Origin of the sequence: Arthrobacter sp. efr-133-R2A-120, from assembly GCF_030209835.1 — a bacterium.
Classification (GTDB): Bacteria; Actinomycetota; Actinomycetes; order Actinomycetales; family Micrococcaceae; genus Arthrobacter.
The window spans coordinates 15427-31007 of record NZ_JARVRF010000032.1; the positions used below are offsets into that span (position 1 = coordinate 15427).

General features: G+C 64.0%; 17 protein-coding genes. 7 read left to right on the plus strand and 10 right to left on the minus strand.

The window, feature by feature from the left end:
- Position 1: 1 nt before the first annotated feature.
- From QRN52_RS15410 to QRN52_RS15425, 4 genes are all read right to left on the minus strand, one after another.
- Positions 2–787, minus strand: a complete 786-nt coding sequence (locus tag QRN52_RS15410) for an enoyl-CoA hydratase/isomerase family protein (protein ID WP_284753786.1) — start codon at positions 785–787, stop codon at positions 2–4.
- Positions 787–2010, minus strand: a complete 1224-nt coding sequence (locus QRN52_RS15415; RefSeq protein WP_284753787.1) for a thiolase family protein — start codon at positions 2008–2010, stop codon at positions 787–789. Before QRN52_RS15415 ends, QRN52_RS15410 begins: the two co-directional genes overlap by 1 nt.
- 148 nt (positions 2011–2158) lie before the next feature.
- Positions 2159–2818 (minus strand): pentapeptide repeat-containing protein, encoded by a 660-nt coding sequence (locus QRN52_RS15420; protein ID WP_284753789.1) that lies wholly within the window; start codon positions 2816–2818, stop codon positions 2159–2161.
- Positions 2818–3276 carry an SRPBCC family protein gene (locus QRN52_RS15425; RefSeq protein WP_284753791.1) on the minus strand — a complete coding sequence of 153 codons (459 nt, stop codon included), beginning with the start codon at positions 3274–3276 and terminating at the stop codon, positions 2818–2820. Before QRN52_RS15425 ends, QRN52_RS15420 begins: the two co-directional genes overlap by 1 nt.
- Before the next feature lie 60 nt (positions 3277–3336).
- Here QRN52_RS15425 and QRN52_RS15430 point away from each other — a divergent pair, with 60 nt between their 5' ends.
- Complete coding sequence (locus QRN52_RS15430) at positions 3337–4077, plus strand: dienelactone hydrolase family protein (protein ID WP_284753793.1); 741 nt, start codon at positions 3337–3339, stop codon at positions 4075–4077.
- Between the two features lie 108 nt (positions 4078–4185).
- Here QRN52_RS15430 and QRN52_RS15435 read toward each other — a convergent pair whose 3' ends face one another.
- Positions 4186–5664, minus strand: coding sequence for an amino acid permease (locus tag QRN52_RS15435; protein WP_284753794.1), 1479 nt, complete (start codon positions 5662–5664; stop codon positions 4186–4188).
- Positions 5665–5864: 200 nt separating this feature from the next.
- Here QRN52_RS15435 and QRN52_RS15440 point away from each other — a divergent pair, with 200 nt between their 5' ends.
- The 5 genes from QRN52_RS15440 (at position 5865) to QRN52_RS15460 (ending at position 10280) form a co-directional block, all read left to right on the plus strand.
- On the plus strand, positions 5865–6593 hold the full coding sequence (locus QRN52_RS15440; protein WP_284753796.1) for a CPBP family intramembrane glutamic endopeptidase: 729 nt from the start codon (positions 5865–5867) through the stop codon (positions 6591–6593).
- Positions 6594–6767: 174 nt separating this feature from the next.
- Entirely contained in the window at positions 6768–7205 is a 438-nt protein-coding gene (locus QRN52_RS15445) for a VOC family protein (RefSeq protein WP_284753798.1), read from the plus strand.
- Positions 7206–7226: 21 nt separating this feature from the next.
- Positions 7227–8195, plus strand: coding sequence for a 1,4-dihydroxy-2-naphthoyl-CoA synthase (locus QRN52_RS15450; RefSeq protein WP_284753800.1), 969 nt, complete (start codon positions 7227–7229; stop codon positions 8193–8195).
- A 9-nt stretch (positions 8196–8204) separates the two neighbouring features.
- The gene (locus QRN52_RS15455) at positions 8205–9338 is read left to right on the plus strand and encodes an AMP-binding protein (RefSeq protein WP_284753801.1); all 1134 of its coding nucleotides are present in this window, start codon (positions 8205–8207) and stop codon (positions 9336–9338) included.
- Positions 9339–9398: 60 nt separating this feature from the next.
- On the plus strand, positions 9399–10280 hold the full coding sequence (locus QRN52_RS15460) for a 1,4-dihydroxy-2-naphthoate polyprenyltransferase (protein ID WP_284753803.1): 882 nt from the start codon (positions 9399–9401) through the stop codon (positions 10278–10280).
- A 188-nt stretch (positions 10281–10468) separates the two neighbouring features.
- Here the strand turns inward: QRN52_RS15460 and QRN52_RS15465 are convergent, their stop codons facing one another.
- Positions 10469–10777 (minus strand): DUF4229 domain-containing protein, encoded by a 309-nt coding sequence (locus QRN52_RS15465; RefSeq protein WP_284753804.1) that lies wholly within the window; start codon positions 10775–10777, stop codon positions 10469–10471.
- A gap of 81 nt (positions 10778–10858) precedes the next feature.
- Here QRN52_RS15465 and QRN52_RS15470 point away from each other — a divergent pair, with 81 nt between their 5' ends.
- Positions 10859–11236 carry a PLD nuclease N-terminal domain-containing protein gene (locus tag QRN52_RS15470; protein ID WP_284753805.1) on the plus strand — a complete coding sequence of 126 codons (378 nt, stop codon included), beginning with the start codon at positions 10859–10861 and terminating at the stop codon, positions 11234–11236.
- A 143-nt stretch (positions 11237–11379) separates the two neighbouring features.
- On the opposite strand, the gene ccsB is transcribed toward QRN52_RS15470, so the two are convergent.
- Genes ccsB through QRN52_RS15490 form a run of 4 tightly spaced genes read right to left on the minus strand, consistent with a single transcriptional unit; the run spans position 11380 to position 15579 of the window.
- Positions 11380–12444 carry a c-type cytochrome biogenesis protein CcsB gene (gene ccsB, locus QRN52_RS15475; protein ID WP_236812673.1) on the minus strand — a complete coding sequence of 355 codons (1065 nt, stop codon included), beginning with the start codon at positions 12442–12444 and terminating at the stop codon, positions 11380–11382.
- A complete protein-coding gene (resB, locus tag QRN52_RS15480; protein WP_284753808.1) occupies positions 12444–14159 on the minus strand; it encodes a cytochrome c biogenesis protein ResB in 1716 nt (571 codons plus the stop codon). The genes ccsB and resB overlap by 1 nt, the downstream gene beginning before the upstream one ends.
- The gene (locus QRN52_RS15485) at positions 14159–14914 is read right to left on the minus strand and encodes a cytochrome c biogenesis CcdA family protein (RefSeq protein ID WP_284753809.1); all 756 of its coding nucleotides are present in this window, start codon (positions 14912–14914) and stop codon (positions 14159–14161) included. Before QRN52_RS15485 ends, resB begins: the two co-directional genes overlap by 1 nt.
- A 14-nt stretch (positions 14915–14928) precedes the next feature.
- Positions 14929–15579 (minus strand): TlpA family protein disulfide reductase, encoded by a 651-nt coding sequence (locus tag QRN52_RS15490; protein WP_390278020.1) that lies wholly within the window; start codon positions 15577–15579, stop codon positions 14929–14931.
- Positions 15580–15581 lie beyond the last annotated feature (2 nt).

Here is a 15581-nt window from a genome sequence, read left to right on the forward strand (position 1 = left end):
TTCAGGTCCTGTCTGGGTTGTCGCTGGATTGCTTTGCGCTCTTCTTGTCCAGGAACGCCTGCATGCGGTCGAACTTGGCTTGCGATTCGAAAAGCATGCCCTGCGCAAGGGTGTCGATCACGGGGTGCGCCTCGACCGGGGCGTGGAACACGGACTTGGTGATGCGAACGGCCAGGGGATCCTGCCGGCCGATCCGGTCGGCAAGGTTGTGGGCAGCTTCCATGAGCACGGGCGCTTCATGGATCTGGGTGATCAGGTTGATGCGAAGGGCTTCCTCGGCACGGAGGACGGCGCCCGCCAAGAGGATTTCCTTGGCGATCGGCTCCCCCACGAGTTCCTTGAGGCGCCACGTGGCCCCGGCTGCGGCCATGATGCCCAGGCCGGTTTCCGGGTTGCCGATCCGCAGGCTGGGCGTGCCGATGCGGAAGTCCGCGGCGTAGGCGAGTTCGGCCCCGCCGCCTAGGCAATAGCCATCCAGGGCCGCGATGACGGGCATGGGCAGCTTCGCGATCCGCACGAAGATGGTGGAGTTGATACCCCGCAGGGCGTCGTCGCGGCGGCGTTCCCTCAACTGGCCGATATCCGCACCTGACGCAAAGACGCCTTCGACGCCGGCAATAATCAGGATTTTCGGCTCGCGCTCAAGGTAATCGCACACCTTGTGGAGTTCGTCCACCATCTGCTGGTCGATCGCATTGCGGACCTCGGGCCGGTTCAGGAGGACGGTGACGCGGTCCGCGCGTTCCTCGATGAGCAACGTTCGGAATTCCTCGGGGTTCAACGCCATTACATGCCTTCCAGGAGGATGGCGGCGCCCTGCCCGACGCCGATACACATGGTCGCGAGGCCGATCTTCCGGTCGGCGCCGCCCAGCTCGCGTTCCATGCGGCCCAGCAAGGTGATAGCGATACGCGAGCCGCTGGAACCGAGCGGATGCCCCAGGGAGATCGCGCCGCCGTCGAGGTTCACGATGTCCGGATCGAGGCCCAGACGCCGCATGCTCGCGAGCGATTGCGTCGAGAAGGCTTCATTGAGTTCGACGGCGCCAAGGTCACCGACCGTGAGTCCGGAACGGGCCAGGATCTTCTGGGAAGCCGGAACGGGGCCTATGCCCATGATTTCCGGTTCGCAGCCGGCCGAGCCGCCGTCGACGATGCGCGCCCGCGGGGTGAGGCCGAACTTTTCGATGGCAGCCTCGGACGCAACGATGATGGCGGACGCGCCGTCGTTGAGCGAGGAGGAGTTGCCCGCCGTGACAACGGAGCCGCCGGCAACCACCGGGCGGAGCCCGGCGAGTACCTCCATGGTGGTTCCCTCGCGTGGGCCTTCGTCGGTGTCCACCACGGTTTCGCCCTTGCGGGTTTTCACAGTGACTGGAACGATCTCTTCCTTGAAGCGGCCCCCGGCGATGGCAGCAAGGGCGCGTTCGTGGGAGCGGACGGCGAAGGCATCGGCATCCTCGCGGGAGATGCCGTCCACCCGGGCGACTTCCTCGGCCGTTTCCGGCATGGAATAGGTCATCTTGCCGCCGCGGGACAGCTCCCCCTTGGTGAACAGGGGGTTGGCGAAGCGCCAGCCGATGGATGTGTCGAAAATCTGGCCAGGCTTGGCGAAGGCAGTGGAGGGCTTCTCCTGAACCCAGGGGGCCCGGCTCATGGACTCGACGCCGCCCGCCACCACGATGTCCGCCGCACCGGCCTTGATCATGTGGCTGGCCATGATGATGGCGCTCATTCCGGAGGCGCAAAGGCGATTGACCGTGATGCCGGGGATGTGGAGGGGCAGTCCCGCGAGAAGGGTTGCCATGCGGGCGACGTTGCGGTTTTCCTCACCGGCGCCATTGGCGTTGCCCAGGATGACTTCATCAATGGAGTCAGGGTCGACGCCGGCACGAGCCACGGCTTCGCGGACCACGAGGGCTGCCAGGTCATCAGGCCGGACCGCGGAAAGCGCACCGCCATACCGGCCGACAGGGGTGCGGGCACCGCCAACAAGAAAAGCCTCGACCATGAGAACATCCTTCGCGAAGGGAGCGGGGTCGGCGAATAATTTACCGACCGTTCGTTCTATAAAGATTACACGGCGCCGCGCCACGGTCAACTGTCGCGCGATCAACCGTCACGTAGCCAACTCCCCGCATCGCGTGCCACTGCTCCGCTCAGATCACCCGGATACCCAGGTGTCCGGCCAAAAGGGGTGCCAACAGGCTGAGCTGGTAATCATCGATGACCACGCCGGACAGTCCACCAAGTCCGTTGATCATCCGGAAGTCCGAGCCACGCAGGTCCACGTCCTTGAGCTTGGCCCCTGAGACATCCAGCGTCCCGATGGTGCAATCCTTGAGCACCATGCGCGTCGCGGTGCAGGCCCCGAGATCGAGCTCGTTGATGATGCAGCCCGTGATCACCACGTCCGTGAGTTTGGATCCACGCAGGTTCAGGAAGTCCAGCTTGCCGCCGTCGATCTTTACCGAATGCCAGGCTCCCTCGTACATTTCCGCCGAACCCCAGCGCGGGTTGCTGATCTCCACTTCACGCCACGAGGTGCGTGCAGCGGTAAACACCGGCGCGTAGGGCTCATTCAGGATGCAGTCCCGGAACGTAGCGCCGCGCAGCTGGGCTTCGTTGAAGGAGACTCCGTTGAATTCACACTCGATGAAATCCGCCCCGCTCAGCTCGGTTCCGTCGGCCACGGCGCGGGTGAGGCGGACGCCGTCGTACCGTTCGCCGCGCCGGAAATCCGGGGATGGATCGTCGCGGAGCTCGTCAAGCCTGATCGGGGAAATCCGGGGCGCCGTCACCTTGGCGACCGCCGCCATCAGAGCGCCTCCGCTTTCGCCGCGATCTCCGCGAGATCCTTTGCGAGCGCCTTGCGCGTAATGCTCATCCCGAGCTTTCCGAAGGCGACCATCATGACCTTGCTGAAGAAAGTCGGCTTGAGGACCTCGGCGCCGAAGAACAACGCCAGTTCGGTCCCGCCGTCGCGCTCTTCCAGGGTGAAGCGGGTGGTGTAGTCCGCACCGCCCTGCCGGGCCTTGACCGTGGTCCCGCACGGAGGATCGCACTGGGAAACGTACATTTCGACGGTTTCCTCCCTGCCCATCATGGCGCGGGTTTCCTTCCACCGCGTGCCCTCACCATATGGTCCCTCGCTAAGCATCTGAATGGCTTTGACGCCGGAGAGCGTCTTGGCCGAGCCCGGAATATCGGAGATGACGGCCCACACTTTCTCCCGGGAGGCGTTGACGTGCTGGCTGAGAGTGGTGCTGTGGTCCATGCATCGAGCCTAACTGCGACCGCCGACAAAGACACTTGCGCGGTCTGGCAGGATTGCACCATGGTGCACATCGACTTGAGCGCGGACAGTGCGGCGGCAGGGGGTTCGCGGGCCCTGCAGGGGTACCTTGCCGAGCCCGACGGTGAGGGGCCGTTTCCCGGCGTCGTACTTATCCATGAAGCGTTCGGGCTCGACGATGTGATGCGCGGCCACGCGGACCGGCTCGCCGCGGCCGGTTACTTGACGCTCGCCGTCGACCTCTACAGCGACGGCGGCGCGAGGCGCTGCCTCGTGGCGACCATGCGCTCCCTGGGGTCGGGCACGGGCAGGGCATTCACGGATGTGTCCACGGCGCGGTCCTGGCTCCGCAACGATGCCCGGTGCACCGGAAAAGTGGGGGTCATCGGGTTCTGCATGGGAGGGGCGTTCGCCCTGCTCGCGGCCCATGACGACTTCGACGCCGCATCGGTCAACTATGGCCAATTGCCTCGGCACCTGGAGCAGGCTTTGGAAGGTGCATGCCCGGTGGTGGCCAACTACGGGGGCAAGGACCGGACGATGCCGGGAGCGGCCGCGAAGCTGGAGGCCGCGCTGACAAAACTCGGGATCGAGCACGACGTCAAGGAATTCCCGACGGCGGGCCACGCCTTCATGAACGACGTTCCGGTCGGGCCCCGGCCGCTGCGGCCATTGATGCGGGTGATGGGCATCAAACCCGATCCGGCCGCCGCCCCGGAAGCCTGGCAGCGTATCGAGGACCACTTCGCGAAGCACCTGAAGGGGTCATCAACTGCTCCGTAACTGCCGTTCTGAGCACTCAAAACGGCAGTTACGGGGGCCCACGCCGGCGAGGGCCCCGGCCTGAGCTTGCGAAGGCTGGGAGCCGGTGGGGAGCAGTGGATTCTGGGATTAGCTAAACAGCTCGCTCTTGGGTTCGTTGTTCTTGACCTTCTGCCAGCCGAGCCACAGCACCAGGGCGAAGAACGGGATGGTGGCCAAGGTCCAGAGGCCCAGGAGGAACACTTCGCCCGTGGCCTTGTCCGTCATGGTGTCCATGCCGATCAGGACGGTGATGGCCAACAGGGCAACCAGGCCGACCCAGCTGGTCCACGGCGAACCCGGCATGGGGAGGCTGGAGACGTTGCCCTTCTTCTTGCGCAGCGCGATCTGGCTCGCGAAGATCGCTCCCCACGTGAAGATGACCCCGATCGAAGCGGTGTTCAGCGCGAGGTCGAAGGCGTGCGAGCCACCCAGCCAAATGTTTAGCAGGATGCCCACGAGGTACACGGCGCCGATTGCCAGGATGGCCGCGTACGGCACGTGGCGGGTGGACATCTTGGTGAGCCACTTGGGGGCATGTCCATTGTTGGCCATGGTGCGGAAGATGCGGCCGATCGAGTACAGGCCCGAGTTGCATGAGGACAGCGCGGCGGTGATGACGATCATGTTCATGACGTCGCCCATCCACGGCAAGCCCATCTGGCCGAAGACCGTGACGAACGGAGAGGTGCCTGCGTGGTACTGGTCCGAGGGCAGGAGCATCGCCAGCAGGGTGACGGAACCGACGTAGAAAACCACAATGCGGATTACGACGGCGCGGATCGCCTTGGGCACTTCGCGTTCCGGGTTCTTCATCTCGCCGGCGGTGATGCCGACCAGTTCGATGGCGTTGTACGCGAAGATCACAGCATTGAGGACCAGGATCATCACCAGTCCGCCCTTGGGGAACATACCGCCGTCGGCAGCGAAGAGATTCCCGACGGACGCGTGGCCGGTGCCGACCTGCGCGTTCGTGACCACCATGAAGGTGCCCACGGCCAGGAAGATCAGGATCGCGGCAACCTTGAGGCAGGAAGCCCAGAATTCGAACTCACCGAAGGCCTTGACGCTGAACAGGTTCACTGCCACCAGCAGCACCAGTGCGGCGATGGCGGACAGTTCAACGGGAACATTCGGGAAGAAGAACTGGAAATACAGGCCGATGGCGATGAGTTCGGCGATGCCCGTCATGGCCCAGTTGATGAAATACATCCAACCGGAGAGGAAAGCGCCCTTTTTGCCGAACATTTCACCGGCGTAGCTGACAAAGGAGCCGGAGGTCTGGCGGTACATGATCAGTTCACCGAGGGCCCGCATCAGCAGGTAGGCGATGACGCCGGCGATGGCGTACGAGAAAATCAGGGCCGGCCCGGTGGAGGCGAGGCGTCCACCGGCGCCCATGAAGAGGCCGACACCGATCGCGCCGCCCATCGCGATCATCGTGACGTGGCGGCGGCTCAGGGTCTTCTGGTAGCCCTCGGCGCTGAGGTTTTCGGAAGTTGTAGCGGTACTGGGCGCAGCCAGGGTTCCCGGCTCACGCTGAAGGTCGGTTGTGGTGTTTTGAGGCACAGCTGTTCCTTGTGGGTTGAGGAGATACCGGCCCTGGCTTCACGCGCATCGGCACAGGCAATTCGAGCTTTCGGCCTGTTGGCACGTCGAATCAGTAGCGAAAACACGGAAGCGTCGAAGGTAAATCCGGCAAAACCATCGTACCCGGTGATTTCGGCGGAGCGTGACGCGGGCAACAAACAGGGCGCTACGCTGGACACATGGGCACCATTCCGCCAGCCGGCAGGCTATACCGTTTCACGGGCTTGGACGCTGCGGCTTTCGGACTCTATGTGTCATTGGCGGCTGTTCTGAGCCTCGCCACCGCCCCGGTGACGGCTTTCGTGCAGCGGGTCTTTCCCGACCCCGCAACCGCCGTCTACGCCATCAACCTCGCCTTCTACGCTTCGGTCGGCCTCTTCGCAGTTGCGGCTGCGTGGCGCGTCATAGCCCGGGACCTCCTGATACTGGCCACACGTCCGTGGTTCACGCTCGCCATGATTCCGCTGTCCATCGTGGCGATGCTGATGATCACCGCCATCCTGGTAACAGTCACCGGCTCGGCCAAGGAGTCGCAGAACCAGCTGGGGCTCCAGTCCTTGGTCCTGCAACTGCCGGCCTGGTTCGTGGTGCCTTTGCTAGTGGTGGTGGGTCCTTTCGTCGAGGAATACCTGTTCCGGCACCTGCTCATCGGCAAGCTGTCCCGTCGCGTCAATATCTGGCTATGTTGCGTTCTGTCCGTGGTTTGTTTCGCCGCCATCCACGTGGTGGGACGTGAGGGCCTGGTGCTTCCCGCCCTGGCGCCGTACCTCGGAATGGGAGTTGTCCTGGTGGCCGTCTACGTCTGGACCGGAAAGAACGTGATGTTCTCCTACTTCGTCCACGCTGCCAAGAACCTGTTGGCCGTCGTGCTGATCTACGCGATCCCGCCGCAACTCCTGGGCGGCTGACCCAACCCCCCACCTGCCCAACCCACCCACCTGCCCAACCCACCCAACTAGCTCGCAGTTGTTGTCGTTTTCAGCCCTCAAAACGACAACTAATGCGAGCTAGTTGGGTAACCCGGACTGGAACTGTCCGCTAGGCACTTCCGCGGCCACGCGCCGTCGTCGTAGGTTCAGTCCATGGCACTGAACTTTCAGGTAGTGATCGACTGCAAGAATCCGCATGACCTGGCCGATTGGTGGGCCGAAACGCTCGAGTGGATCGTGGAACCCCAGGACGAGGCATTCATCCGGTCCATGGTGGATCAAGGCTTCGCCGCGGAGGAAGAGACCACCACCCACAACGGCAAGCTCGTGTGGAAGGACGGAGCGGCCATTGGCCCGGCGGAGGACCAGGACAAGGACACCCGCAGGCGTTTCCTCTTCCAGACCGTTCCGGAGGACAAGACCGTCAAGAACCGCGTCCACTGGGACGTGCGACTGAACGGACAGGACAAGGACGAGGTCCGCGCCGCCCTCGAAGCGCGGGGCGCGAAATACCTGTGGACGGCCAAGCAAGGGCCGCACGAATGGCACACCATGGCCGACCCCGAAGGCAACGAGTTCTGCATCAGCTAAGGGGATTACTAGACTCTGAGGGTGAGCAACGACTTCCCCGCCAAGGTATCCGACGTCTTTGACCCGTCGCGCTGGCGTACCGTGTCCGGTTTCGACGACTTCCAGGACATGACGTACCACCGGCAGGTCGAGCGGGACGCAGACGGCAAAGTAGCGAGGGACCTTCCTACAGTCAGGATCGCCTTCAACCGTCCGGAGGTCCGCAACGCCTTCCGCCCCGGCACCGTTGACGAGCTTTACCGCGCCATGGACCACGCCCGGATGACCCCGGATGTCGCCACTGTGCTCCTCACCGGAAACGGCCCCTCTCCCAAGGACGGCGGCCATTCCTTCTGTTCCGGCGGGGACCAGCGGATCCGCGGCCGCGACGGCTACCGGTACGTAGTACAAAAAACAGCAGACGGCGAGACGCAGGAGAGCATCGACCCTGCCCGGGCCGGCCGCCTGCACATCCTGGAAGTCCAGCGGCTCATGCGGACCATGCCCAAGGTGGTCATCGCCGTTGTGAACGGCTGGGCCGCCGGTGGCGGGCACTCACTGCACGTTGTCTCGGACCTCACTATCGCCTCCCGCGAGCACGGAAAGTTCAAGCAGACCGACGCCACTGTGGGAAGTTTCGACGCCGGCTACGGCTCGGCGCTGCTCGCCCGCCAGATCGGGCAGAAAGCCGCACGCGAGATCTTCTTCCTTGCCCGTGAATATTCCGCGGAGGACATGGTCCGCATGGGTGCAGTGAACGAAGCCGTGGACCATGAGCGGCTCGAGGAGGTCGCCCTGGAGTATGCCGCGGACATCGCGCGCCAATCCCCGCAGGCCATCCGCATGCTCAAGTTCGCCTTCAACCTCGCCGACGACGGCCTGGCCGGCCAGCAGGTGTTCGCCGGCGAGGCCACGCGCCTGGCTTACATGACGGACGAAGCCGCGGAGGGCAAGGAAGCCTTCCTCGAGAAGCGCGATCCGGACTGGTCCAACTTCCCTTACTACTTCTAGGACTCGCCCGTGAACATCGATCCCGTTCTCAAAGCCCTGGCCGCCGCCCTCCACGACGAGGGACCCGCCGTCGAAATCATCATCCCGGAAGACGGCACCCCGGTGGCCGTCCCCGTTGAAACGCCCGGATTCGAGGACGCCGCGGTAGTGGTCCGGACCTCCGGTTCCACCGGCACGCCCAAGGCCACGGTCCTTACAGTCGATGAGCTCGCTGCTTCTTCCATGGCCACGGCCATCGCGCTCCGAGGTGAGGGACAGTGGCTCCTGGCCCTGCCCCTGCAATACGTTGCAGGGGTCCAGGTGTTGGTCCGCTCGCTTTTCGCGGGCACCCGTCCGTGGGCCATGGACCTCTCGAATGGCTTCACTCCGGAGGCCTTCACCGCCGCCGCCGAAGAACTGACCGACAAGATCCGGTTCACGTCCTTGGTGCCCACCCAACTGCAGCGGCTCCTGGACTCGCCCTCGCCGCAGACCCTCGCAGCCCTGCGCCGTTTCAACGCCATCCTCCTGGGCGGGGCACCTGCACCCGCCGCGCTGCTGGACGCCGCCAGGGAGGCCGGACTGAAGGTCGTGACTACCTATGGCTCGGCCGAGACGTGCGGCGGTTGCGTGTACGACGGAAGCCCGCTGGAGGGCGTCAGGGTCATGCTCGACGACGACGGTCGGGTCCTCCTGGGCGGCGACACGGTGGCTTCCGGTTACCTCGACGCTCCCGAGGCGACTGCCGAGGCATTCTTCGACGAGGCAGGTACCCGCTGGTACCGCACCAACGATCTCGGCGAGCTTGCCGATGACGGAACCCTCACAGTGTTGGGGCGCGCCGACGACGTCATCATCACCGGCGGCGTGAAAGCCTCCGCCGCGTTCATCCAGGCGGAGCTTGAAAAGTTCGACGGCGTCCAGGCGGCTTTCGTGGCCGGGGTGCCTTCCCGTGAGTGGGGCCAGGCGGTGGCCGCCTATGTTGCGGTCGAGGACAGTTCCCCGGAAGCCATCGCGGACTACAAGGCCCGCTGCCAGGAATCGCTAGGGACCCTCGCTCCCAAAACAGTGCTGACCACGGATGGCCTCATCATGCTCCCCAATGGAAAGCCTGACCGGCTGGCCATGATCGAGCTGCTCACCGAGGTGCATCAGGGAGAATAGACACGTCCTCCCTGACCGTCATTTGCCTTCCCCAACGCGAAACAACACGAGGTACTGAACGTGGCAACAGCTGCACAATGGATTCAAGGCGCCCGCCTGCGCACCCTGCCGGCCGCGATCGCGCCGGTGCTGATCGGCACAGCGGCCGCCTACGAGCTGCAATCTTTCCGGCTCTTGAATGCCATCCTCGCCGCCCTCGTGGCGCTGCTGCTGCAGATCGGTGTCAACTACGCCAACGACTACTCGGACGGCATCCGCGGCACCGATGAGGACCGGGTGGGTCCGCTCAGGCTGGTCGGTTCCGGCGCCGCACGACCGGACCGCGTCAAATGGGCCGCGTTCGGTGCGTTCGGCCTGGCCATGATTTTCGGCCTGGTCCTGGTGATCATTACGCAGAGCTGGTGGCTGATCCTGGTGGGTATTGGCTGCGTCCTTGCTGCCTGGGGATACACCGGCGGCAAGAACCCGTACGGCTACATGGGCCTGGGCGACCTGTTCGTGTTTGTCTTCTTCGGCCTGGTGGCAACGCTGGGCACCACCTACACGCAGGCCGGGCAAGTGAGCCTTCCGGCGGTCATCGGCGCCATTGGAACAGGATTGATCGCCTGCGCCCTGCTGATGGCCAACAATGTGCGCGACATCCCCACGGATATGGCGGCGGGCAAGAGGACACTGGCCGTGCGGCTGGGCGACCGCCACGCCCGCGAGAGCTACGTCCTAATGCTGGCCCTCGCCATCCTGTTGGTGGTGGTGCTGGCGCCCACCAGGCCCTGGATGCTGATTGTGCTGCTCCTGATCCCCGCCTGCCTCATGCCGGCCTGGCTCATGGTCAACGGCCGCAAGCGCAAGAGCCTCATTCCCGTACTCAAGCAGACCGGAATGATCAACCTTGGCTACAGCGTGCTGTTCTCCCTGGGCCTCATCCTGAGCCACGGCTTCTAACGCCCGCTCACATAGAGGCCGCTTTTCCCCAACCCTCGCTCACTTATAGCCCGGTTTTCGCCAACCCTCGCTCACATGATGTGAGCGAGCGTCCGCGGGAAGCCCCACATAGGTGAGCGAGCGTCCTCCCCCGAACCGTCGCTCACATATCGACCGGTTTTCCCGAACCCTCGCTCACAAATGAGCTTCTAGGCTTCTTTGGGGCGGCGGTCGTTCTCGACCTTTACCGCGGGGTTTTCAGCGACCAGCCGGTCCTCGATCGAGGCGTCTTCAATCTCCAAGGCGGAGCGGATGGGCTTGGCCTTCCCGGAGAAACGTTCCCGCATGGCGGCAGTGGCGGCATCGCGCTGCTTCTTGAAAAACAGGTAGCTGATGGCGAACGCGATAAGGCCCGCGAAAACCGCCGCGAGCAACAAACCCGTCTGCAGGAGCGCGAAGAGGACGAAGAGCGGTACGAAGAGCGCCAGACGGATCAGGGAGTATTTGAGGAAAGCCACGGATCAAGTTTAGCCTCACAGCCTGATTGCACCCTGATCGCACAGCTATCGTTGGACCCGGCGGCGACTAGACTTGACGGTATGCTCCGCGTTGTTGCAGTTGTCGCCGTCCTGCTCGTGTTCGTCTATGGGCTGGTGGACGTCATTCGCACCGACCGCCGCTCTACCCGGGGAATTTCCAAAACCGCATGGATCGTGGTGATGATCCTGCTGCCCGTTGTCGGCGCGGTTCTCTGGTTCCTCATCGGCCGCCCCTACAACATCCGACCCACCCCGCAGCCCGCGAGCCACCCCACTGCCCCCGACGACGACCCCGACTTTCTCCGCAACCTGGAGGTCCGCCGCCGCAACCAGGCCGAAGCCGAACGGCTAAAGAAGCTCAAGGCCGAGCTCGAAGCCAAGGAACGCAAGCTCAAGGGCGAATCCAAGGCCGACGACAGCGGCGACGTCAACAGCTGACAGAACCCGCGGCACGAGTGGGCTCCCTTCCTGACCTCTTTTGAAACGCGAACGACGGCGACACGCCCGCAAGTGCGGAGTGTCGCCGTCGTCGTCAATTCAAAAAGGGTCAGGACGGCACGGCGCCCTTCGGAAGAGCAGCCCTACTGCGAGAGACCCGAGTAAGAGTGCAGGCCGTTGAAGAATACGTTGACCACCGTGAAGTTGAAGATCACGCACAGGTAGCCCGCAATCGACAACCAGGCAGCGCGGGTTCCCGTCCAGCCGCGGGTGGCGCGCGCGTGCAGGTAGCCGGCGTAGACCACCCAAATCACGAAGGTCCAGACTTCCTTGGTGTCCCAGCCCCAGAATCGGCCCCAGGCTTTCTCTGCCCAGATGGCGCCGAACATGAGGGTGAAGGTCCAGCCCACGAATCCCACGGTGTTGATGCGGTAGGACAGGTTTTCCAGGCTCAACGCGTTCGGTACGAGCCGCATGAAGCCCAGTTTGTCCACGCCGCCGGCCGCCAGGGTCTTCTGCCGGTGCGATTGCAGCAACTGCAGGGCTGACATGGCGAACGTCAAAGTGAACAGGGACGCGGACATCACGGCGATGGAGACGTGGATGACCAGCCAATAGCTTTGCAGTGCCGGAACCAAGTGGCCTACCGGGGTCCAGTACGTCACGGACGCGGCCACCATCATGATCACGGCGAGGCCCAGCACAAAGGTGCCCAGGAAGCGCAGGTCACGGCGGATGAGCGAGAGCAGGAAGACCGCAACCACCAGGAAAGCGCCGGTGGTCAGGAACTCGTACATGTTGCCCCACGGCACGCGGCCTGCGCCGATCGCGCGGGTGATGACTCCGGCACCATGGATTGCCACGCCGATGATCGCGACCGCCACCGCCACGCGGGCGGGAATGCGGCGCTCGGCGGCGTACTTCATGTCACCGCCGGCGGTCTGGTTGACGGAGGTGATGGCCGACGTCGGGCGCTCAGTACGGCCGGCCGGTCCGCCGACGTCGTTTCCACCGGCACGCCCGGCGGCGACCGGAACCTTAACCTCGGCTGCCACGGAAGAGGCTGCCTTCAGGTCCACTGCCTTCAGCATCTTGCTGCTCTTGGCGAGGTCCCACGCGAAAGCGATGAACGCCACCGTGTAGGTGCCGGCCGCGAGCAGCATGAAAAGCTCGCTGTATTGGCCCATGGTTTCGTTGATGGGGAACATTACTGGTCCTTCGAGGTTGAGGAAGAAACGGTGTCGGTGGACTGATCTGTGTGGAGCAGCCATTCTCGTTGCAGCAGTTCGCGGATCGCGGCAGCTTCGCCGGCCAGCCTGTGGTCCTCGCCGCGGGCAAGGAGACCATACTCCACCATTGTGCGCCCGTCGTCGTGGGTTCCGGAGCGGACCCAGACGCGACGGCGGTTCAGGTAGAGGGAGAGAATCAGTCCGGCGACCGCAAGCAAGGCGAACACGAGCGCGGTGGCCTGGCCCGGATTGTGGTGGATGTCGACGCCGACGTACTTCTTGACGCCGTCGAAAGTGATGCTGCCCTTGCCATTAGGAAGCGTGTAGGTGCCTCCCGGGGCGAGCGCGATGGCCTTCTCCGCCATGCCGCGGCCATTGAGCGGGGTCAGCTTGGCTACATCGAGCTCGAAGACGTTCTGCGGGGCGCCCTTGTTCAGGCCGAGGTCGCCGTAGTACGAGTTGAGGTTCAACTGCGGGTTGAAGAGTTCGGGATCGCCGCTGTAGGCGACACCTTTGTCCGTCACCATGGCCGTCGGCAGGAAGAACCCCGCGAAACCGAGCTGATCGGGCTTGGCATCGGGAACCTTGATGACCACCGAGGAGTAGTAGTTGTCACCCTGCAGCTTGGCCACGACAGGCCCCTGCATCGCGACGTTGCCGGCCCCGTCCCGGACCGTGACCACGGGAGCGTAGCCGTTGCCCGTCAGGTAAATGCTGGTATCGCCAAGCGACACGGGATCGTTGACCTTGAGGACCTGTTTCTTGGCGGGCGCGTCCGGGGTGTCCTTGGTGGTGACGTCCGCCGTGAAGTCGATGGGCTGGCCGAAGTGCGCCGACGATTCACGGTCGAATTTGACGTCGAACTTGTTCAGCTGGATGGAGTACGGCTGCAGCCAGCTGCTCTGGAAGTTGGTGCCGGGGCTGAATTGGTCGTAGCCCACCAGGGTGTTCACGAACGTGTCGCCTTCCACCAGGATGCGCTGGCCGCTGTAGCCGAAAAGCCCGCCGACCGCCACCGAAACCAGCACTCCGATCAGCGAAGCGTGGAACACGAGGTTTCCCACTTCCTTGAGGAAGCCGCGCTCGGCACCCAAGGACGGCATAGCGGCGTCGACGTCGCGCACCTCCACGCGGTAGCCGCGCTTCTTCAGCACCGCGGCGGCGTCCGAGATAGCCTTCGACGCCGGGATCCCGGCGTCGGCGGGCAGCACAAGCGTCCCGTACTCCGGGAGGCGGGAGAGACGCTTCGGGGTCCGCGGCGGCTGGGAGCGCATTGCCTTGTAGTGGGCGATGGCCCGTGGCGTGACGCAGCCGATCAGGGAGATGAACAGCAAGATGTAGATCGCCGAGAACCAGGCAGAGGAGTACACGTCGTAGAGCTGCACGGAGTCCAGGAGCTTGCCGTAGTCCGGGTGGTCGCTGATGTACTGCGTCACGATCGAAGGGTTCGCCGGGCGCTGCGGGAACAACGAGCCGGGAACGGCCGCGACGGCCAGGAGCAGCAGAAGGAACAGCGCTGTACGCATGCTGGTCAGCTGGGTCCAGGCCCAGCGCAGCATCCCTATGATCCCCAGGGCCGGCAGTGCCGCCTCAGCTTTGGCCTTATCAATGGCCTTGCCAGCTTCCTTGCCAGCTTTCGCGGATTCGCTGGTGGACTTGTTGGACTTCTTTTTACCTTGCACGGGCTCGCTCATCAGATCGGCAACTTCACATCGGTTTGGAACCAGTACTGCAGCCCGGTTACCCAGGCACTCCACACTCCAGTGGCCATCAGGAGTCCCAGGAGGATCAGGATGCCCCCGCCCATCCGCTGGATGGCGAGGCGGTGCTTGCGGAAAAAGGACATCACACCCATCCCCCGGCGGACTGCGAGGGCTATCAACAGGAAGGGAATGCCAAGGCCAAGACTATAGACAAACGCCAGGAGAGCCCCCTTCGCCGCGGACGATCCCCCGGAAAGGCTCAGCAACTGGACGGCGGAATAGGTGGGACCTATACAGGGCGCCCAGCCGAGTCCGAACGTGATGCCCAACAACGGCGCACCCCACAGCCCGGCAGGCGGCTTGGCATGGATTTTGGCGTCACGCTGCAACCACCCGAAGCCGCCCAGGAACACGACGCCCATGATGACCACCAGCACGCCCAGCAACTGCGTGATCCACGCGTTCTGCGGGCCGGTGATGAGGGTCCCCAATTGGCCGAAGGCGCCACCGAGCAGGACAAAAATCGCCGAGAATCCGAGGACGAACAGGCCGATTCCCGCGAGCATGCGCCCGCGCTTTTGTTTCTGGAGGTCGACGCCGCTCAGCCCGGTTACGTAGCCAAGGTAGCCCGGTACCAAGGGCAGGACGCACGGCGACAGGAAGGAAACGAGTCCGGCCAGCAAAGCCACAGGGATGGCCAGCAGCAAGGAACCGCTCAGGATGGTCTCGGCGAAAGGGCTATTCACGCTGTCCTGGCCACCTACTCGGCAACCGCGGTGGTGATGAGTGCCTTGAGGGTGCTCTTCTCGATCTCGCCCAGGACTCGGGCGGCAACCTTGCCTTCTTTGTCCAGAACCAGCGTGGTGGGCACCGCACCCGGTGGCACAATGCCAGAGACGGACAGCAGTACGGCGCCGTCTTTGTCGTTGAAGCTGGGGTACGTGAGCTTGAACGTCTGGTCGAACGCGTCGGCCGTGGCCTTCTCGTCCCGGAGATTCACACCGTAGAACTGGACACCTTTGCTCTTGAACTCCTGGTGCAGTTCTTCAAGGATCGGCGCTTCAACCCGGCACGGCGCACACGCGGCGAACCAGAAGTTGAGGACGGTTACCTTGCCAAGCAGGTCCTGCGGGTTCACGGCAGTTCCGTCGAACAACGTGCCTTTGATCCCGACGGCGGCCTTACGGTCCGCTTTGGCGAATTCGGTCACCGAGCCGTCCCCGGCGACGTAGTTCTTGTTGTCGCCCGCTTTGGCTTGCTGGGCCAGGGCGTCTTCCTGGGCACAGGCGGACAGGCCCATGGTCAATGCAGAGAGTGCCACTCCCCCGACAGCAAGGAAGCTGCGGCGCGAAGTCAGGGCTGCGTTGATCTTCTGGCCGCTGGTCTTGCGGCTGGTGGTGTTGCGGTCCATTG